Source organism: Candidatus Phytoplasma meliae (genome assembly GCF_016876135.2).
Map to the genome: position 1 here is coordinate 1 of NZ_JACAOD020000014.1, position 21,147 is coordinate 21,147.

The following is a 21,147-nucleotide window of genomic DNA, read 5'->3' on the forward strand; positions in this document are numbered from 1 at the left end:
AAGTGTCTAAACTTTTGGAACACCTCAAATATTTAAAATTTAGTAAATAAAATAAAAAAATATTTAATGTGGAAAAGTTACATAAAATAAGCATCATTTTTTTAAAAATAAATCATTAAAATAAAAGTTAAGAAAAATGAAAATTTTGTTTCCTAAATGGATTAAAAAAGTTCCTATAAAAATTAATAACATCTTTTTTATAATTATAAAAGGGTATTTTTTTAAAAGAAATAAAATTATTATTTGTTCCTAAAATTTATTATTTTTTTCAAAAAAATCACCTTTTTTCAAGTTAGGAAAAGTAAAAAATTTTTGTTCCTAAAATTTATTATTTTTTATGTTATGATTTTATGTGAATAAAGTTATTTTTCTTGAAAATAAGGAAATTCTCTTTATCTAAAAAAAGAGAAAAAAATGTTACTTAATGATAAAAAAAGTTACTAAAAAAATCCTTCTTTTTTAAAAAAAATAAGGAATTAAAAGCTGATTTTAAACTTAAGTGTACAAAAAAATCTATTACAATAATAAAATAATAAAATAATAAAATAATAAAATAATAAAATAATAAAATAATAAAATTTAAAAAGGTAAAATAATGGAATCTTATATTAAAATTTGGAAAGAAATTTTAGAAAAATTATCTAAAATTTATAGTGATGAAGCTTTTAAAGAAACATTTTCTAATATAAAACAAATTTATCAAAACGATAAAGAAAAAAAAATAATCATTTTAGTAGAAACAGATTTTATCAAAAACAAAATTTATAAAATGTATTTTAAAAAAATAAAAGAATTAATAAAAAATGAAATTAAGAAAAAAATAATCATTGAATTCATTTCCAAAGAAAAATTTTTATCAAATAATATTAATGAAGAAAATATAGAAATTAAGAAAAATCAAGAAAAATCAGAAGTAGAAATTAAAAATTCTCTTTTAAATATTCCAATAGAAGAAAGAAAAATAAAATTTAACAAATATAATTGCGGAAATATAAATCATAAATATAATCTAAATAATTTCGTAATTGGAAAAAGTAACAAATTTGCATTTAATATAGCTAAAAAAATAATTAAAGAAACTAAAATTTCAATTAATCCTTTTTATATTTTTGGCAAAACTGGTATCGGTAAAACTCATCTTATACAAGGAATTGGAAATTATATTATAGAAAAACAAGCTAAAAAAGTAATATATGTAAAAGCAGATGATTTTATTGAAGAATTTACTAACCAATTAAGAAAAGCTAAAATAGAAGATTTTAATGAAAAATATCGTGATATTGATGTTCTTTTAGTTGATGATATCCAAATTATGGCAGGAGCTATAAGAACTCAAATGGAATTTTTTAAATTATTTGATTATCTTTATTTAAATCAAAAACAAATCATCATTACAAGCGATAAACCTGCATCAGAATTAAAAAATATTATGAATAGATTAATTTCGCGTTTTGAAGGTGGATTAATGGTTGATATTCAAAAACCTGATTTTTCACATCGTGTCAATATTTTAAAGAAAAAAATATTAGAATTTCAAGAAGAAAATCAAAATCCCATAAAAGTTAAAAAAGAAATTTTAGAATTAATTGCTTCTTTTTTTATCAATAATATTAGAGAAATGGAAGGAGCTTTATTAAGATTATTAAATTATGCTCAAATATTTGATTATGAAATTGATTTAAAAATCGCCAATGATGCTTTAGAACCTTTAATTAAAAGTAAAAAAAATATTTCTTATGATGAAGATGTTTTAGAAAAAATAAAATTAGTAGTTAGTAATTTTTTCAATATTAGTATTCGTGATTTAATGGGAGAAAAAAAACAACATAAATATACTTTTCCACGTCATATTGCAATGTATTTAATTAAAGAAATAAAAGGATTTCCTTATAATATTATTGGTAGTTTTTTTAAAAAAAAACATTCAGCAGCTTTTAAAGGTTATCAAAAAATTAAAAAGAAATGTGAAAATGACTTGGAATTAAAAAAGTCAATTGAACTTATTTTAAAAAAAATCAATTCTTAATTTGATTTGAAAAAGTAAAAAAATAAAAGATTAAAAAGATTAAAAAGATTAAAAAGATTAAAAAGATTAAAACAAGAATTAAGATGAAAATAATAATAATAATAATTGATAATAAAAATAAAAAAGAAAGGATAAACTAAATTAAATGTATTTAGAAATTAACAAAAATATCTTTTTAGAGCAACTTTTAAAAATTCAAAAAATTTTACCACAAAAAACATTTTTCCCTATTTTTAATGCTTTAAAATTAACAGCTTGTAAAAATAATTTAATTTTAGAAGTTAATAATGGTCATATTGCTATCAAAATAAAAATTAATGATTCAAGTTTGAAAATCAAGAAAGAAGGACAAATAGCTTGCTTAGGAAAATACTTTATTGAAATAATTAAAAAAATTAATGATTCTTTAATTAAAATTACAATTACAGAAAATAATTTTTTAGTAATTAAAACTAACTTTTGTGAATATAAATTAAAATTAATGGAAATTTTAGATTTTTTATCACTTGATTTTGCTTTCCATAAGTTAGCTTTTTTTGAAATTGAAACTTTACGTTTTAAAAATATGATTAAAGAAATAAATATTGCTAATGCTAAAAATGAAAAAAGACCTATTTTAATGGGAATGAATTTAATTTATCAAGAACAAACGTTAAAAGCTTTGGCAACTGATTCTTTTAGAATGAGTCGTAAAAATATTAAATTAGATATCACTTATAATGATTTTAATATTGTTATTCCTAATAAAAGCTTAGAAGAATTAATTAAAATATTGGAAAATTGTGGAACTAAAACTTTAAAAATTTATTCAGATAATCATAAAATTTTTTTAGAAATTGATAATTTATGGTTTCAAACTACTCTTTTAGAAGGTAATTATCCTAAAATTCAAGAATTTAATTTTTTAAATTCTGCTTCTAAAATTGTTTTAAATAGAGAAGAATTAATAAAAATTTTAGAAAGGGTATCTTTATTTTTCGTTAAAGAAGAAGGGAATAACAATATTATTACATTTGTTTTAACTGAAGAAAAAATAATTGAAATATCGACTTCAAGTCAAAATTTAGGAACTGCTTTAGAACAAATTATCCCTTTAGAAGTTGTCTCTTCCAGTTTTAAAATAGCTTTTAATGCTAAATATTTAGAAGATATTTTAAAAGTTTTAACCATGAAAGAAATTATTTTTTATTTTGAAAATCCTTTAAAACCATTTATCATTACTACTTTAGAAAAAGAATCTTCTATTCATTTAATTTTCCCAATTTTAATAGAAAATAATTAATTTCTTTATATTTTTATATAATGATAAGATCATTGAAATATTAAATATAACTACTTTTTGTGTTATAATATAAGTAAGTTACTATTTTATATTATCGATAAATTAATAATTTTTTTATATTTTTATTTCTAATGTATTATTTTTTTATTTAATTTCAATATTTCAATATCAAGGTTTAAGAAAACAAATAAATATAAATAAAATTTTAAAAAAAAGGAGATTATAATTTATGAAATGGGAACCTCAAAGATTTGAAGATGAAATAAATCAACAACCCTCTCAAACACCACAAAACCCAATTTATCCCTTTCCTAAATCTCCTAAAAGAGATTATTTATCAATTATTGCTCGTATTTCAACTATTATTGTTAATTTATTTGTTATCTTTTTTTTAATGATGTTGATGGCAGGAGCTAAAGAATTGCACAAAACTTTAGAACAAACAAAAGAAAAAGATACTAATTGGGCTCGTGATAAACAATATCAACCTTCTAAAGATGGTAAAAAGTTAAGTATAGATAATTTTGTTGGATATGATGAATTAAAAACTCAACTGAAAGAATATATTGATGTAGTAAATAAAAAAACAAATAAGAAAATAAATGAGGATTTGCCAAGAGGAATTTTATTACATGGACCTCCTGGAACAGGTAAAACTTTTTTAGCTAAATGTTTAGCTGGTTCTGTTTGTGATAATGCTCCTTTTTTTATTACAACTGGTTCGGATTTTGTTGAAAAATATGTTGGTGTTGGGGCTCTTCGCATAAGATCGCTTTTTGAAACCGCTTTCAAAACTGCTCAAGAAAAAAATCAAAAATATTTCTTTATTTTTATTGATGAAATCGATGCTGTAGGTTTGAAAAGAACAGGAGATTCTCATAGAAACTCAGAACAAACATCAACCCTAACTGCTTTATTAACTCAAATGGATGGTTTTTCATCAAATCAAATTCCTCAACCTATTATAATTGCTGCTACTAATAGAGATGATGTCTTGGATGAAGCTTTATTAAGAGAAGGACGTTTAGGAAGAAAAATTTTATTAGATTATCCTGATTTTAAAACCACTAAAGATTTACTTCAAAAAATGCTTTGTAAGAATTTCTCTAATGATGATCAAGCTGAAAAATTTTATAAGGAAATAGCAACAGTAATTCATGGTTCTAATTTTTCTCCTGCTCAAATTATGTCTTTGGTGAAAGAAGTGAAAAAAAAAGGTTCGATTGATCAAAATACTATTTATGATGCCATGGATTTAATTTTACTTGGTGCTGTGAAAGAAGAGGAAAAATCTAATAAAGATAAAAAACGAACTATAATTCATGAATTGGGACATGCAGTTATTGCTAAATCTTTAGGTTTTAAAGTTCATCGTGTTACCACTAAATCACGTGGTAAATCAGGTGGTTATACTATTTATTTACCTTCAGAAGATACTAAATTTTTAACTAAAAATGATTTAATTAAAAAAATTATCATTGCTTTAGGAGGACGCGCAGCTGAACAAGAAAATTTAGGAGATATTAGTATTGGCTGTGGTGATGATTTAAATAAAGCTTATCAAATTGCTCGTCAGATGGTTTTAAATTTTGGGATGTCATTAGAAGATAATATGAAAGGATTAAACCCTTTAAAAGAGGTTCCACAAAATGTTGAAACTGAAAAAAAAATTGAAAACATTATTGATGAATCATATAAAATAGCAAAAGAAATTATAAAAAAACAAAAAGATATAAAAAATATATTTAAAGATGATTCAGAACAATATCAAGAACTTAAAAACAATAACAATTTATCTGATAAAGATTTTAAAGATATTACAAAAAATGATATTGAAATTGAAGATAACAAATCACAATTTAAAGATAACAAATTAAAATTAAAATAATCATAATTATTCAATTTAAACTATCCGAACTATTAAAACAACAATTAATAGTTTGGTTTTTTTATTAAATTTATTTACCATATCTTTTGTTTTTAGTGTATAATATTATATTAACAGTTATTTTAAAGTAACATGGTGCACTGTTAATATGATTAATAAAATTAATTCACAAGATATTAATAAAGTTTTAACTGTTTTTGATTTAATAGTTTTAAATAAGTATTAAAGATTAATGAATTAGAAAAAAAGTATTTATAATTTATGAAGGATTTTCAAAAAAATAAGAAAAAGTCAATAATTACAATTTTTTTAATAATTGGAATAACCGCTTTTATTTTATTAATTCCTATAATTGCTTCTTTTCAACAAAAAACCTCTCAAAATTCAAATAAAACAATAGTCACAACAACAACTATGCTTCAAGATTTAGTGAAGCATTTAATTGGCGATGTTAATTCAGCTGAAACTAAAGAAACCAAAGAACAAGAAAAATATCAAAAAATAAAAAACATCGAATGCCAAACTTTAATGGGTGTGGGAATTGATCCTCATAATTATAAAACTAAGTTATCAGATCGTCAAAAAATTAAAGCAGCTGATTTAGTAATTGTGAATGGACTTCATTTAGAAGCTAAAATGCCTGATGCTTTTCAACGTTTTGCTAAACCTAATTGTTTGCTTGATGTAGGTGAATTGTTAAAGGCTGATGATGAAGATAAAGAGTTTTTATTAAAAGAATCAAATTCACAAGATTATGACCCTCATATTTGGTTTCAAATTGATTTATGGATCAAAACTTTTTTAAATTTAAAAGAAGCACTTTTAGAAAGAAAAATAGTTAACTCACAAGAAGACAAAGAAAAATTAAACACCAATTTTGATATTTATAATACTGCTTTAGGAAAATTAAAAGAACATATTATCAATTCAATGAAGCCTTTATCCAATAAAGTTATAGTAACTGCTCATGATGCCTTTTCTTATTGGCAAGATTTTTGTCAACGCCACAAAGTCCCTTTCGAATTAGAATCAATCCAAGGTATTTCTACTCAAACAGAAGCTAGTAATAATAAAATAGTCATTTTAGCACGCAAACTAGCTCAACAAGATGTTAAAGCTATTTTTACTGAAACTTCTATGCCTAAAGATTCTTTAAAAAGTTTGAAAGAAGAGGTTGACAAACAAAGAAGAGTTCAGGGATTCAGTGGTGAAATTAAAATAGTGGAGCAGGAAGAATTATATTCAGATTCTTTAGGAACAGATAAATATCAAGAAAGTTTTCCAGATCCTTCCCATTCCCAAACTTCAAATCAATATTCACACGCAACTTATATTGGAACTTTTTTAAATAATCTTAAAATTATAACGGAGAACTTATCAAGTGAATAATCAAACTAAACTAGATCAAATGGCAATTATAGTTAAAGATTTAACAGTTAGTTATTATTTAAAACCTGTTTTATGGGATATTGATCTTGATTTTTATCAAAGTTCTTTAACAGCCATTGTAGGACCTAATGGAGCAGGAAAATCTACTTTAATTAAAACTTTAATTGAATTAATTCCTAAAGTTTCTGGAGAAATTTTATTTCAAGGAAAAAAGTATAAAAAAGTAAGAAAGAAAATAGCATATGTTCCACAAAGAAATTCAGTTGATTGGGACTTCCCTACTACTGTTTTTGATGTTGTTTTAATGGGTCGTTATGGACATTTAGGTTGGTTTCGTAGACCTAATAATAAAGATCATCAAATAGTCATTCAATCTTTACAAAAAGTAGGGATGGAAGCTTTAAAAGAACGCCAAATCTCAGAACTTTCTGGGGGACAGCAGCAAAGAATTTTTTTAGCACGTGCTTTAGCACAACAAGGAGATATCTATTTAATGGATGAACCTTTTCAAGGAGTTGATATTCAAACTGAAAAAAAAATTATCGCCGTTTTAAAAGATTTACAAAAAGAAAATAAAACTATTATTGTAGTACATCATGATTTAGAAACGGTTCCTCAATATTTTGATCATGTTGTTTTGTTAAATATTCAAAAGATAGCAAGTGGATCTATTGCAACTACTTTTACTGCTGAAAATATTCAAAAAACATATCAAAATTATCAATTAAAAAATATTGCTCCTTCCTCCCCCCCTCCTCTAATCTCAGGAAATAAGAAATATTAAAAGGTAAATTAATGTGATTGCTGATATTATATATATTTTATGTCAAAGTAGTACTTTAAAAATTTTTTTAGGCATTTCTTTATTAGGTTTTGCTGCGGGTATTTTAGGAGTTTTTGTTATTTTAAAACAAAAAGCTTTATTAGGGGATGCTGTTTCTCATACTGTTTTGCCAGGAATTGCTATATCTTATCTTTTTTTTCATAAAACTGCTATTTGGGTTATTTGGTTAGGTTCTTTTGGGGCCGCTCTTGTTTCTTTATTTTTGATGGAAATTATGAAAAGGTATTCTAAAATTAAAATAGATACTATTTTATCTTTATTGTTATCTTCTTTTTTTGGTTTAGGGAATGTTTTAATAGCTTATGCTCAAAAAGGTTCTCAAGATAGTTCTATTGCTGTTTTAGAAAAATTTATTTTTGGACAAGTGGCGTTAATTTCCAAAGATGATTTGATTTATATAGCTATTGCTTCTTTAATAGTTTTGGTAGTTGTTTTTTGTTTATGGAAAGAATTAAAGATTTTTATTTTTGATGAGGTATTTGCTAAAAGTATGGGTTTTAATAATATTTTTATTAGTGTTATTTTTAATACTTTATTAATTGGGGTTATTGTTATTAGTTTAAAAATTACAGGGATTATTTTAACTAGTGCTTTTTTAATTATGCCTGGTGTTATTGCTCGTCAGATGAGTGATAAATTATTAATCAATTTAATGATTGCTTCTTGTATTATGGTTTTTTCTGGTTTATTTGGGGTTTTAGTAAGTACTTTAAATGCTAATGTTCCTACAGGACCTGCTGTTATAGTTACGACAGCTATTCTTTTATTTATTGTCTTTTTATTTTCTCCTAAATATGGTGTTTTGCCACGTAAATTTAAAAACTATTGTTATCAAAAAAAGATTCGTAAATTTAAACAATTAATTCATTTTTATAAACATCTTACTTATTTTAATGTTCTTGAAATAGATGCTTTTTTATTTGAAGAAAAGTATTTAAGTAAACAACAAGAACAAGTTATCATTACTGCTAAGGGAATTCATTTAGTGGAAAATTTAATTGATGGACGATTTAAATAATGTTGAAATTAATCCATCAATTTGATTTAGATGTTTATGTGGTTTTAATTTTTTGTGCTTTAGCTTTGTCGGTTTTAGGTGTTTTTTTGGTTTTAAAAAAAGTTTCCATGGTTATTGATGCTATTAGTCATAGTGTTTTATTAGGGATTGTTTTAGCTTTTTTAGTAGTTAGAAATTTAAATTCTCCTTTTTTAATTTTAGGAGCTACTGTAATTGGACTTTTGACTGTTTGTTTAGTTGAATTAATAGGTACTAATCCTAGGATTAAAAAAGATTCTGCTATTGGGATTGTTTTTACCTTTTTCTTTGCTTTAGCTATTATCATTATTAGTGTTTATATTCGTGATGTTCATATGGATGCTGATGCTGCTTTATTAGGAAATATTGAATTAACTAATCAAAGACAATTACCTAAAATTATTATTGTTTTATTAGTAAATCTTGGTTTTATCATTCTTTTTTATAAAGAATTAAAGATTTTTATTTTTGATCCTGCTTTAGCTGCTATTTTAGGTTTTTCTTCTTTAATCATTAATTATTGTCTCATGGCTTTAATATCTGTGACAGCTGTTATTTCTTTTGATATTGTTGGTTCTGTGATGACTATTGCATGTATTATTGGTCCTGCTTCAATTGCTCTTTTATTAAGTAAAAAATTAATTAATTGTATCTTGTTATCAATGTGGTTTGCTTTTGTTACTTCTAGTTTAGGTTATTTTTTAGGAATTATCTTGGATCTTCCAGTATCAGGATTAATTTCAGTAGTTATTTTAGTTCTTTTTTTATTAGTTCTTATTTTTGAACCACAAAATGGAATAATAGCCAAGATTATTAAAAATTATTTTCAAAAAAAATCTTTTATGATAATTACTTTCTTAATGCATTTATATAACAATGATAAAGCTTGTAAAATTAATTATTTATCCAAATTAAAAGAAGAATTACAATGGTCTTGTGTTAATTATGATCGTTGTATCCAAAAATCTTTAAAATTAGATTATATTGTGATTAAAAATAATTATATTTTTCTAAAACCTTTAGGTAAACAAATTTTAGAAGAAAAAATAGCTTCTTCTATTTGACCATTTTTATTTTACTAGCTACCTCCAATTCTTCTTAATAGTTGGAATATTTACAATTTATACTTCAAAATAAGGTATAATATATAGGTAATTTCATTTTTAAATTTATATTTTTATTACTATGATATTAATTATAAATTTTATACTTATTGTTTGTTTTATCAAATTTTTAATTTTTAATTTTTTTTGATTATGAATGTTTTATAAATTAGTATCTTAAAATAGAGAACCAATTATAATATAAAGTACATAATTGATCGAATATAAAAATTTTTTGCTAGATACAAAGGAGTTAAATTATGAATTTGAAAATTAAAAAAATATTTTTTATAGGAATAATTTTACATTTATTTTATTTATGTTTTTTATTAGTTTTACATATTTTTAATTTTGTTCACTGTTTTAAGAATAAAAATCCTTATCGAGATAATGTTGTTTATGGTGTTGATGATTATGATCGTAATTTTATAAATAATAATACAACAACTGATAATTCAGGTACAAGCCAAGGAGTTGATACAAAAGTAAAAGAATGTGAAAATAAATCAACTAAACAACAACAACAATTAACTCAAGAATTAGAAGCAATAGAATCTATTCAAACAGAAATTAATCAATTAATTGAACAAAATCCTGAATTAAAAGATGATTTAACAAATCATGATAAATATAAATCAGCTCAAGATGTGTATGCCAAAATTAAAGGATTACAGCAAGAGAATAAGTTTGCAGAAGCTTTAAACTTGTTAGGTTTTAAACAAAGTTTATGGCAGTCTGTGAAGTCTATGTTTATCTCTTCTCAAACAACTTTAAAAGATGCTTTTACAACGGTACTAGATGATTTAAAAAAAATCAAAGAAACTAAAAATAAACAACAACAACAATTAACTCAAGAATTAGAAGCAATAGAATCTATTCAAACAGAAATTAATCAATTAATTAATGAAACACCAGAGTTGGAAAACTTGTTAATTAATGCTCAAGAGTTTTTAATAAACGATAAAAATTATAAACAGATTCAAAGTGCGCACGATGAAATTAAAAAATTACAGCAAGAAAATAAGTTTGAAGAAGCTTTAAACTTGTTAGCTCCTGAACGAAGTTTATGGGATCGTATGACGTTTACTTCTAAAACAACTTTAAAAGATGCTTTTAAAACGGTACTAAATGATTTAAAAACCAAAAAAGCTAAAAATAAAGAACAACAACAAAAATTAACTGAAGAATTAAAAGCAATAGAATCTATTCAAACAGAAATTAATCAATTAATTAATGAAACACCAGAGTTGGAAAACTTGTTAATTAATGCTCAAGAGTTTTTAATAAACGATAAAAATTATAAACAGATTCAAAGTGCGCACGATGAAATTAAAAAATTACAGCAAGAAAATAAGTTTGAAGAAGCTTTAAACTTGTTAGCTCCTGAACGAAGTTTCTTGGAGTCTATGTTTACCTCTTCTCAAACAACTTTAAAAGATGATTTTAAAACGGTACTAAATAATTTAAAAAATATCAAAAATAAATTCACTGATACTAATCAATCAAATGCAGTTTTATCATCAGAAGAGAAAAAAAGTTGGTGGTCTAAAATAACTAATCTTTGGCCATCTGTTTCAGCTCAACCAGATAATGATGCATTGTTGCAATATGAATCAGAAAAAAAGATTCCAGCATTAGACAAATTTTTTAATGAACATCCTTTTGTAGCGCGAATACTTGCTAGATGTTTAGGCGAAAAGTCAACTAATTTATCACAAATTATTTCTTTTTTAAGTAGACAAATTTTCGAGGTAACAGGAAAACATGTAAAAAATGAAGTTGTAAAGGCTGAAATAGAAATTCCTGAAAAAGCGAAAAAAGCTGTTGGAGAGCATGTGACAAAAATTATTATTGCATCTGTTTCTAGTGTCTCTTTGTTAGTTACCATGATTTACTGGATGGTTCTTAAAAAACGTTCTTCAAAAAATAAAATTAAATAACATCGTGTTTTTAATCCTTAATATTAATAATTTAGTAAAAAAAGAGGATTTAATATTTCCTCATGTTAAAAATTAGTAATTTATCAAAAAAATGGATAATACATGTGGTTTAAAGGATGTTTCTTTTTCTTTGCCTGAAAAAAGGATAATTTTTATTACAGATAAATCAGAATCTGAAAAATTTACTTTACTTAATCTTTTGTGAGGATTAGATTATTCTACTCAAGGAAATATTTATGTTTATTGTCAAAATATTATCTCTTATTCTTTTGACTCCTTAAATTCTTATCGTAATCATTTTTTAGGTTTTGTTTTTCAAGAATATAATTTATTAGAGAATTTAACTGTTTTAATTTATTATTTATATGAAACAAGTTATATACATTAAAACATAAAGATATTGGTATTTTAAAATCATTAGGACCCTTTAATCAAGATGTTACTAAAATCTTTAACTATTTAAAGTTAAAATTAAGTTTGATTCAATGTATCGGTGTATTTGTTTATGGATTGTTTTTGTTAAAATACAATTAACAATACGTGAAAATTTTATTGACGTATTAAAATACTTTTTCCCACATTTATATATAGCGCTTACATTAAACCTTATTATCTTTTTAACATTATCTTTTGTTTATCCTCGCGCACTTAATCATATCGCTGTGAAAAAATAATAAAAAAATATTCAAATAAAATATAAAAAAAGGTGTATAAAATGGACAATTATAATATAATTTTATTTTTTTTAGTATCGTTAATTTTGTTATTATTCAGTTTTTTTGTAAATAAAGCGAACAAAACAATGAATGAAAAAAATAGAAAATTAATTGAAAAAAATATACAATTATCAAAAGAAAAGATAACACAATTAGAACAAAACAATATTTTATTAAAACAATTAAACGAAACATTAAAAAATAAATAAATTAATAAAAAAAGCTAAATGTTTATTCATTTAAACGTTTGGCTTTTTTATAACTTTTATATATTTTTGTAACAAAGTTATTCCAAATTATATATTCAAAGCATATAATTATAATGTAATAATTATAATTTTAATTATTATTAATACAACTAGAAAGACATACATGTAGATGTTATATAATTTGAAAAATAAGAAATTATTGTTTTGGGGATTGACAATTATTGCAATAATATCTTTTATCTTAGTCCTATTTATGATTTTATTTTTCTGTTTTGCAAACAATAATGAAAAGCAAAACAATAACAATGAAAGCGTTCATAAGATCAATGCGATAAAACCAATTGATTATAACCCTAAAAAAATTAAATTAAACTTAACTAAACAAGAAAATAATAAACAGATAATTAATGATTATATAGTTTTTGGAATGTTTCCTAAAGATAAAACCAATTATATTATAAACGGTATTAAAAATAATGTCAGAACAGAGGGAATTAATGAATATTTTTATGATGAGAACGCTACATTAATCAAACAACAAATTTATAATTTTGATCAGACTTTAGGGAATAAATATGAATTTAGCTATTTTGATTATGATAATCGACGAGTACGCGAAAAATTGTGTTATAGCCCTCATGGCATAAAAGAAAAAAGATATACATATGATTATAATAGCAATGGGCAAATTATTAAAGCAAAAGAATATACTTTCGGAGATAGAAGCGATTTTCAATATGATTATTTTTATAATGATCATCAAGAATTGATATACCAACAACAATATTTTCCTGATGGTGTTTTAGGTATAAAATCATTTTACCTTTATCAATCATAAAGACACTGATATTTTCACATAAGAATAAATTATTTATAATTCAATGTAAATTTGGATGATATTAAAAAAGACCTTTTTAAAGGTCTTTTTTATTTTTATATTTTGTTGTTTATTTAATTGATTATATATATTCATATAATAAGTTATTGGGACCAAAAAGCTTCTAAAGTTTGCCAAGGTAACAAAACACAATTAATTTTATGAGGTAATTGATAAACTATATCAAAAGTTTTTAAATCTTGATTAAGTTCATTATCATGATAAGTTTCTTGTTTAATCATTGCTATAAAATGTTTGATTTTTCTTAAAGATGCTTCTTTATCTAATTTTTTCATATGTATAGACATTAGACTTGCAGAGGCACAACAAATGGAACAAGCATTAGCTTCATATTTAAGATCTAAGATTCTTTGATTGCTATCGAGTTTTATTTGGATGATAATTTGATCACCACAATAAGAAGTTGTTTTTTCAAATTGCCAATAACCTTGATGTTTGATATCAGTTTGATTTTGAGGATTTCGATAATGATTCATAATTATTTCATGTTTTTTTTGATCTAACATTTTATCTTTTCCCTTTCTCCTTAATCTATAAATGACAACTTGACGATTGTGTTTTATGTAAGAATTTGTTTTCTATTTTCTTTTTTAAAGCAATAGGATCTTCAACCATAATATAATCTTGGGTGGTACCACCATATGCAAATTGATGTTTTTTATAATTAGGGCTATTTAATACTTTTTGTAAAATAGCTATTTTAGGGTTATTTTCGTTTTCTTTGGTGGTGGCTAAAATGACGGCATAAGATAAAAAGACATCTTCTTGGGGCTCAATGTTGTAATCTGGTCCTTCGCCGATAGAACCTATTCTAATAAAATTATCATGACGCATCATCCCAGGGCAATTAATAGCTAAATCATATTTTTGTTGATTTTGAAATTTTTGGGATATATCTAAAAGATGAGAAGTTTTCATAAATTGTAAATCATAAATATTTTCGATATCCATTAAATTTAATTCAAAACCTTTGGTTTTGATTTTTTCTTCAGGAATGTTAATAAGTTTTAATTTTTTTAATAAAAAAAGAGAACGAGATAAATCACAAGGAGCTATATGTAACTCATTGAAAGGGGCAAACAAAAGGCGTAAATGTTTATGTTTTTTGACATCTTCTAATGTTTTTACTCCTAAGGCATTATTTTTATGAATGAATAAGCCGTATTTAGGGTGAAATAATGGACTTACCATTACTAAAAGTTTTTGTGCAGGACTGTTTTGATAAATATTGTTATATCCTTGCATAGTGTGAAAATTATTACTAATATTAGCATCAATTAAACCAGCTTTAAGAGCATCGTTGCTTGATAATTGATATTGGTCGATTACCTCTTTTTCGCTTAAAATTTGAAGTTGAGTGTTATAGGCGTTAAAATCATTTTTTATTTCTAATAAAGTGTTAATTACTCGTTCAAAAGGACTTGCTATTTTAATTATTTGTTTCATATTGATAAATTCCCTTTTAAGTTTAGTTTTGGGTAACTTGATTTTTTATTTTGTTAAAGTACCACATTTAATTATTTTGTTATTTTTTTAACCATAATTTTTTAATTTTTTGAGCTTCTTTTTGAGGATCCTTAATCATAATATAATCATGTTGTGGACCACCTTCTTGAAAATGAAACTTTTTAACTTGAGGATGATTTAAAATTTTGGTTAAAGTTGCTATTTCAAGACTATTTTTGTGACTTTTTTGACAAGCTAAACCAATAGCATAAGAAGCAATAAAATCATCTGTTGGTTCTTCGGTTCCTTCGATATTAGAAGCTATTTTTAAAAAATCAGGATAAGGATTCATAAAAGCAGGCCAATTAGCCATTAAATCATATTTTTGAGGATTGTTTAAAAATTTTTCAGGGATTTGGGATGATTTAGTAAATTCTAATTGATAAGGATTTTGAATATCATTAAAAGAAAGGTTAAATTTTTTAGTTTGGAGCGTTGTTTCTTTGATTGTAATTAAACCTATTTTGTTTAATAAAATTAAGGAACGAGGAACATCACAAGGACCAATATAAGAAAAAGCAGTGGCTAGTAAAATTTTTAAATTGGTGTGTTTTTTAACTTCTGCTAAATTTTTTAAAATAGGGTTACGCTTAGTGTTGATGTATAACCCGTATTTGGAATGGTAAAAGGGTTGGACAAATTCTAAAATTTCTTGGTTGTTGGCTTTTAAAAAATCATTAAAAGCGTTTAGTACATGAATGTTGGTGTATAAAAGACCATCTATTTTCCCTGTTGATAACATTTCAATCCCTTCATGGGTTTGATAATCTACTTTAAATACTTGGAGGTCAATGTTATCGTTTTTAAATAATTCTTTAGCTTTGTTTAAAGTGTTGATGACAGATTGCATAGGGCTTGCAATTTTTACAATTTGGGTAGTTTTCATAATTTGGTAAATCCCTTTTTTTTTTTTTTTGATGAATAAAACCTTATTTAAGTTAAACCCAGTTGGTTTACTTTAAGAGCATTGAAAGGAATGTGTATTCGAATGAAGCCAAATGAATTAAAGAAAACGAAATAAGTTTAATAATGAAAAAAATCACCTGTTTCAGGTTTAAAGCTTATCTATTTTTGTAAATAGTTAATAGAAAAACCACTTTAATATTATAAACAAATAATAAAAATAAATAATCCTAAAAAAGATAATTAATATCATTATTATATTGTTTTTTGATGTGATAAGTGATTGTTATGAATGGTTGAATTGATTATTTTCAATTTCAATATGAAAATAATTGTAATTAAAACTTAATTTTATTTTTTTGGCTTTTATTGTGTTAAGTTACGCAAAAACTCAATAAAAGGGAATATAGGAATTATACATAAAGATATAATTAAAATCCATCCTAAAATATGAGAAATTTTAATTTTGGTATGAAATTTGTTTTTTTTATTTTGTGGTGGGTTATTTTTTAGATTTTTCTTTTTTTTATGTTCTTGATTATTTTTTTTAGGTGCCATAAACGATTTTCTTTCTTTCTTCTGTTTTTTTGGATTTTTAATATTTTGTGAGTGATTGCGGTTTGCTATTTGAAATATTAATTAATATCAATTATTTGAAATTATTGGAAACTGTTATTTTTTTAATTATGCCTAAGGCTTACTTTTATTTTAACTTGAAATTAGTGTTTTTGAACCATTAATTTATGAAAAAAATACAAATACACTATAATCCATGTTTGTTCATGAAAATATAGTTAAACACGTGAATACATAAATGCGTAAATAAAAAAATAGTTTCTATCATTAGTTGATATTAGTTGATATAATATATATGATTCAAGGAGGTTTTCAATTTGCAAAACTATATTCAAAAAAAAATAATTCAACTTCAATTTAAAACTTTAACCCCTATTCAAAAAGAAGTTTTCGCGCAATTTTCCAAACCAGGTAATTTAGTAGGTGTGGCTCCTACAGGAACAGGAAAAACCCATGCTTATTTGCTTCCTTTGTTAAGTCAAATTGATTTTCAGAAACCCTTTTTACAAGCCATTATTTTGGTTCCAACCAATGATTTAGTGTTCCAAGTGTGGGAAATGTTAAAAAAGGTTGAAAAAAGTAATTTTACTAAAATTTTGTATGGAGGAATGGATAAACAAAAAGCCTTGTCACAATTTAGCAAAAAACAACCTTCTTTGATTATTGCTACTCCTGAAAAATTTTTAGAATATGCTTTTAAACTTCATAAAATTAATTTAAAACATGTTTCTTATTTGGTTTTAGATGAGGCTGATATGATGTTTGATCAAGTTTTTTTAACTTCTTTAGAACCCTTGGTTAATCATTTAAAAGCTAAAATTTTGTTATTTTCAGCAACTATTACTTTGGCGATGAAACCCTTTATTAATCGTTATTTTGGAAAAGCTCATTTTATTGATGTTCGTCATCAAAATACTTCTAAGTGTACTTTTTTTCTGTTAGAGGCTTCTGTTTCTAATCGTTTGCAAATTCTGATTCATTTGACTAAAGTACTTAATCCTTATTTAGCTTTAATTTTTGTTAATAATAAAAAAGAACAAGAATTAATTTTTCAAAATTTGTGTGATGACCGTTTAAAATTACTTAATTTCAACGCTTCTTCCCCTGTTAAACAAAGAAAACAAGAATTAAAGGCTATTCATAAATTAAAATATCAATATGTTGTTGCCAGTGATTTGGCTTCAAGAGGAATTGATTTTGATGCTTCATGTGTGATTCATTATAATTTACCTTCTCATTTAGAGTTTTTCCATCATAGAAGTGGTAGAACTGCAAGGATGGGTAAAAAAGGGGAAGTTATTGTGTTATATGATTTTTACGATGTTAAAGAAAAAGATAAAATTAAAAAATTAACTCAAATGGGAATTGTTTTTCATAATGCTTCTTTAAGTCATGAAGGTTTTTTAAGACATGATCAAAAAAGCATGATCCAAGATGGCACAAATAAAGTTAAGACCCCTTCGCGTGCATCAAAAATGTTATCTGATAAAACAAATAAGTGCGTGATTGTTAAAAATAGGGATCTAAAGTACAATAATGATGGTAAACAAGCAAATTTGTCGAGAAAGAAAAAAGCTAATTCTTATTCTCGCTCCAATCATCTTCCTAAAAAGCAAACATTAAAAGGGAAAATTAGATCTTTAAAGAAGCAGAAAAAAAAGAAAATAAAAAGTCAAACTCAAGGTTCAAACCAAAGTTAAAATATATGCTTTAATTGTTCTAAGACTAGTTTTCTTGTTTCAAGCTTTATCAAATTACAAAAGGGAGTCTTTATTATGTTGATTTTAGGTAGTCATGTCCCAATGAAGAAACCAGATAACTATTTAGGCGCCATTAAACATACTTCATCTTACCAAGCTAATACTTTTATGGTATATAGTGGAGCTCCTCAAAACACTATAAGAACTAGTATTAGTCAATTGCAAATTCCACAAGCTTTACAACTGGCTTCTCAAAATAATTTAACTACTAATTATTTTGTTGGGCACGCCCCTTATATTGTTAATTTAGCTAATCCTTGTGAACATAAAAGGATCTTTGCTATTAATTTTTTAGTAGAAGAATTAGTGCGATTTGACGCTATGAAGATTAATCAAATGGTTTTGCATCCAGGAAATGCTTTAAAACAATCAGTTTCGCAAGCAATAGCTTTAATTGCTCAAGGTTTAGATGTGATTTTGGCAAAAACTAAACATTTAAAAATTAAAATTGCTTTAGAAACTATGGCTGGAAAAGGCACTGAAGTGGGAAAAACTTTAGAAGAATTACGTCAAATTCGTCATTTGGTTAATTATAAGCAACGAGTTTCCTTTTGTCTTGATACTTGTCATCTTTTTGATGCTGGTTATGATTTGAAAAATAATTTAACTTTATTTTTACAAGATTTAGATCTTCTTTTAGGAATTAACCATATTTCAGTTATTCATCTTAATGATTCTAAAAATATTTGTGCTAGTCGTAAAGATCGTCATGAAAATATTGGTTTTGGTGAAATAGGGTTTGATGCTTTAATGAGGTTTGCTAAGCATTCTTTTTTTGAGCAAATACCAAAGATTTTAGAAACTCCTTATATTAATGGGAAAGCCCCTTATCAAAAGGAAATTCAAATGATAAGAAATAAAAAATTTAATCCCGAATTAAAAAAAGCTTTTTTTCCTTAATATGTTTAAGAAAACTTCAATAAAATAACAAAAATATCTTATAATTAATATTGGTGTTTGTTATTTTTTAATTTGATCAATCAAACCCCTAAAAAATAATATAGTTAAGGAATTCAAATAATTATTCAAAAAATAATTCATAATATTTTGACTTTTTGGAACAGTATCCAAGTAAATTATCAAATGTTAATTATAGCTTCTTTAGTTAGTTTGATATTTGCTCTTTTGCGTAGTAGTATTAAAATTATTATTAGTTTAATATTATTATTTTTAATATTTAAATTTTGTTTCAAAATCAATTTTTTTACTAAAACATATTAAATTATTTGGTAAGTTGATATAGTAATTGATATTTGAAAAATTTTAAAAAACTGCAAATATAAATAATTTCATTTTGCTAACAACTCTTTTTTTAATTGAAAAGGGTTGTTTTTTACTTAAAACTTAAATTATTGGGTTGATTAATAGTGTTTTTTATTTACACTTACGCTAATATGATTTTGCCTATTTATTATTTGTTTTGAATAGTTGCAACGGTATTTAATGGTATGTTTTTGCTTGCGTGTTTTTTTGATGCATGCTTTATGCAATAGTAATAAATTAATAAAGGATTTTTAAAATTGAACCTACGTGATCATAATCAAAAAAATGTTAATGTTACAAGTATATGTCAGAATAAAACCATTTTTGGTTTTAAATACTTGATATTTGTTGTTTTTTTACTTATTGCCATTGGGCAAATATGTTTTTTTCATCAAGAAGGTAAAATAGATAAATTATGGCACCCCTTAATTACTCCTTTGTTTTTAACTATGGTATTTGGTTGTTTATTTAATTTTGTGGGTAATCAAATTCCTTATTTAAATAAGTTTGGTTTGGGTTTTTTGTTTTGTATTTTGGTTCCTTCCTTTTTAGCTGATTGTGGCATTGTGCCTGGTGAAGTGGTTAAACGGATTGATAAAGCCTTTTTTAATAAACCTTCTTCCTCGGATTCATGGGGTATTGGTATTAATTTTGCTCAATTTTTTGTTACTATTGTAACTGTTAGTAGTATTTTGGCGATTGATAAAAATTTGTTAAAAAAATCTATTGTTAAATTTATTCCTTTAACTCTAATTGCTTTATTTTGTTCTTTTTTGTTAGTAGGTGGCGTTGGTGTTTTATTAGATTATCATCCTCCTCGCGAACATGGATTTATTTCGCGCAATCCCTTTTTAGATACTATTGTTTATTTTTGCAATCCTTTAACAAGTGGTGGTACTAATTTAGGTATTACTCGTTTTCAAGAAACTTTTGCGATAGTTTTTAAAAATAAAAATTCATTAATTACTACTGCTCCTGATAAAATTAGAAGTGTTTTGATTGCTCCTTTGATTTTAACGCGTCTTTTAGCTATTATGTTAGGGGGAATCCTTTATAAATTATTTGACAAAACTATTTATAGTGGTCATAAACAATTAGAAATTAATCAAATAACTAAGACAGAAGATATTAAAAAACTTTCTTCTAAGGCGCAGCAAAATGATTTTAAGGATTCATATCAAAATCTTGGTATGGGAATGATGATTGTTTTTGCTTTGTATAATGTTTGTATGATGTTAAATCAATTTTTGTTTAAAATGGATACAATGGTTTATTTGATTATTGTTTTAATTTTCATTAAAAGATTTGATTTGCTCTCCCTTCGCTATCAAAATTATGTTTTTCACTTATCTAAATTTACAGTTACTAATTTTACTCCAGCAGCTTTAGTTTGTTTTGGGGTTGCTACTAATTTTCAAACTTTAAAAGCATCCATGTTTGATTTCAAAATTGTTATTATGGTTTTGGTGTCGTTGTTAACAGTTGTTTTGGTTGCCTTTTTGTTAGCTAAAAAGTTTGGTTTTTATCCTTTAGAAGCTTCTTTGACAGCAGGTTTATGCTCTCATAGTGTAGGAAGCATGGGTCATATTGGTATTATGTCAACAACTGATCGTATGAATTTGCTTCATTTTGCCCATATTGCTACTCGGATTGTAGGACCTATGATATTTGTTTTTATGAATCTTGTGTTTAATTTTTTTTATAATACGTAAGTGATTTAGTTATTAATGGTTTTATAATATTATCTAATTCTATGTTTTATGATTAATATCATACCAAACCATCCCATCAAAAATGAAAAAAGGAGT

At 24.4% G+C, this 21,147-nt stretch carries 16 protein-coding genes; 13 read left to right on the forward strand and 3 right to left on the reverse strand.

Features of this window, described 5'->3' with window-relative positions; genetic code table 11:
- Positions 1 to 595 precede the first annotated feature (595 nt).
- The 10 genes from dnaA (at position 596) to CHTY_RS02775 (ending at position 13,271) form a co-directional block, all read left to right on the forward strand.
- Positions 596 to 2,026: a chromosomal replication initiator protein DnaA gene (gene dnaA / locus CHTY_RS02735; protein WP_203552398.1), complete on the forward strand. Its 1,431-nt coding sequence runs from the start codon at positions 596 to 598 to the stop codon at positions 2,024 to 2,026.
- Between the two features lie 145 nt (positions 2,027 to 2,171).
- Entirely contained in the window at positions 2,172 to 3,308 is a 1,137-nt protein-coding gene (dnaN, locus tag CHTY_RS02740; RefSeq protein ID WP_203552399.1) for a DNA polymerase III subunit beta, read from the forward strand.
- A 229-nt stretch (positions 3,309 to 3,537) separates the two neighbouring features.
- Complete coding sequence (locus CHTY_RS02745; protein ID WP_203552400.1) at positions 3,538 to 5,196, forward strand: AAA family ATPase; 1,659 nt, start codon at positions 3,538 to 3,540, stop codon at positions 5,194 to 5,196.
- Positions 5,197 to 5,457: 261 nt separating this feature from the next.
- On the forward strand, positions 5,458 to 6,585 hold the full coding sequence (locus tag CHTY_RS02750) for a metal ABC transporter solute-binding protein, Zn/Mn family (protein WP_203552401.1): 1,128 nt from the start codon (positions 5,458 to 5,460) through the stop codon (positions 6,583 to 6,585).
- A 19-nt stretch (positions 6,586 to 6,604) separates the two neighbouring features.
- Positions 6,605 to 7,369: a metal ABC transporter ATP-binding protein gene (locus tag CHTY_RS02755; RefSeq protein WP_203552431.1), complete on the forward strand. Its 765-nt coding sequence runs from the start codon at positions 6,605 to 6,607 to the stop codon at positions 7,367 to 7,369.
- Positions 7,370 to 7,382: 13 nt separating this feature from the next.
- A complete protein-coding gene (locus CHTY_RS02760; protein ID WP_308705375.1) occupies positions 7,383 to 8,447 on the forward strand; it encodes a metal ABC transporter permease in 1,065 nt (354 codons plus the stop codon).
- Positions 8,447 to 9,529, forward strand: a complete 1,083-nt coding sequence (locus CHTY_RS02765) for a metal ABC transporter permease (protein ID WP_203552402.1) — start codon at positions 8,447 to 8,449, stop codon at positions 9,527 to 9,529. The genes CHTY_RS02760 and CHTY_RS02765 overlap by 1 nt, the downstream gene beginning before the upstream one ends.
- 299 nt (positions 9,530 to 9,828) lie before the next feature.
- A complete protein-coding gene (locus CHTY_RS02770) occupies positions 9,829 to 11,508 on the forward strand; it encodes a hypothetical protein (protein WP_203552403.1) in 1,680 nt (559 codons plus the stop codon).
- 802 nt (positions 11,509 to 12,310) lie between these two features.
- Positions 12,311 to 12,433 (forward strand): hypothetical protein, encoded by a 123-nt coding sequence (locus CHTY_RS03585; RefSeq protein ID WP_281411824.1) that lies wholly within the window; start codon positions 12,311 to 12,313, stop codon positions 12,431 to 12,433.
- Between the two features lie 169 nt (positions 12,434 to 12,602).
- A complete protein-coding gene (locus tag CHTY_RS02775) occupies positions 12,603 to 13,271 on the forward strand; it encodes a hypothetical protein (RefSeq protein ID WP_203552404.1) in 669 nt (222 codons plus the stop codon).
- 143 nt (positions 13,272 to 13,414) lie between these two features.
- Here CHTY_RS02775 and sufU read toward each other — a convergent pair whose 3' ends face one another.
- From sufU to CHTY_RS02790, 3 genes are all read right to left on the reverse strand, one after another.
- Positions 13,415 to 13,837, reverse strand: a complete 423-nt coding sequence (gene sufU / locus CHTY_RS02780) for a Fe-S cluster assembly sulfur transfer protein SufU (RefSeq protein ID WP_246454098.1) — start codon at positions 13,835 to 13,837, stop codon at positions 13,415 to 13,417.
- A gap of 25 nt (positions 13,838 to 13,862) precedes the next feature.
- Positions 13,863 to 14,777 (reverse strand): metal ABC transporter substrate-binding protein, encoded by a 915-nt coding sequence (locus CHTY_RS02785; protein ID WP_203552405.1) that lies wholly within the window; start codon positions 14,775 to 14,777, stop codon positions 13,863 to 13,865.
- 79 nt (positions 14,778 to 14,856) lie between these two features.
- Complete coding sequence (locus CHTY_RS02790) at positions 14,857 to 15,723, reverse strand: MetQ/NlpA family ABC transporter substrate-binding protein (RefSeq protein ID WP_246454099.1); 867 nt, start codon at positions 15,721 to 15,723, stop codon at positions 14,857 to 14,859.
- Positions 15,724 to 16,633: 910 nt separating this feature from the next.
- On the opposite strand from CHTY_RS02790, the gene CHTY_RS02795 reads away from it, so the two are divergent.
- The 3 genes from CHTY_RS02795 to CHTY_RS02805 all read left to right on the forward strand — a co-directional run bounded on the left by CHTY_RS02795 (position 16,634) and on the right by CHTY_RS02805 (position 21,051).
- Positions 16,634 to 18,016 (forward strand): DEAD/DEAH box helicase, encoded by a 1,383-nt coding sequence (locus tag CHTY_RS02795; RefSeq protein ID WP_203552406.1) that lies wholly within the window; start codon positions 16,634 to 16,636, stop codon positions 18,014 to 18,016.
- 75 nt (positions 18,017 to 18,091) lie between these two features.
- Positions 18,092 to 18,976 carry a deoxyribonuclease IV gene (locus CHTY_RS02800; RefSeq protein ID WP_203552407.1) on the forward strand — a complete coding sequence of 295 codons (885 nt, stop codon included), beginning with the start codon at positions 18,092 to 18,094 and terminating at the stop codon, positions 18,974 to 18,976.
- A gap of 620 nt (positions 18,977 to 19,596) precedes the next feature.
- Complete coding sequence (locus CHTY_RS02805) at positions 19,597 to 21,051, forward strand: 2-hydroxycarboxylate transporter family protein (RefSeq protein WP_203552408.1); 1,455 nt, start codon at positions 19,597 to 19,599, stop codon at positions 21,049 to 21,051.
- The last annotated feature ends 96 nt before the right edge of the window (positions 21,052 to 21,147 follow it).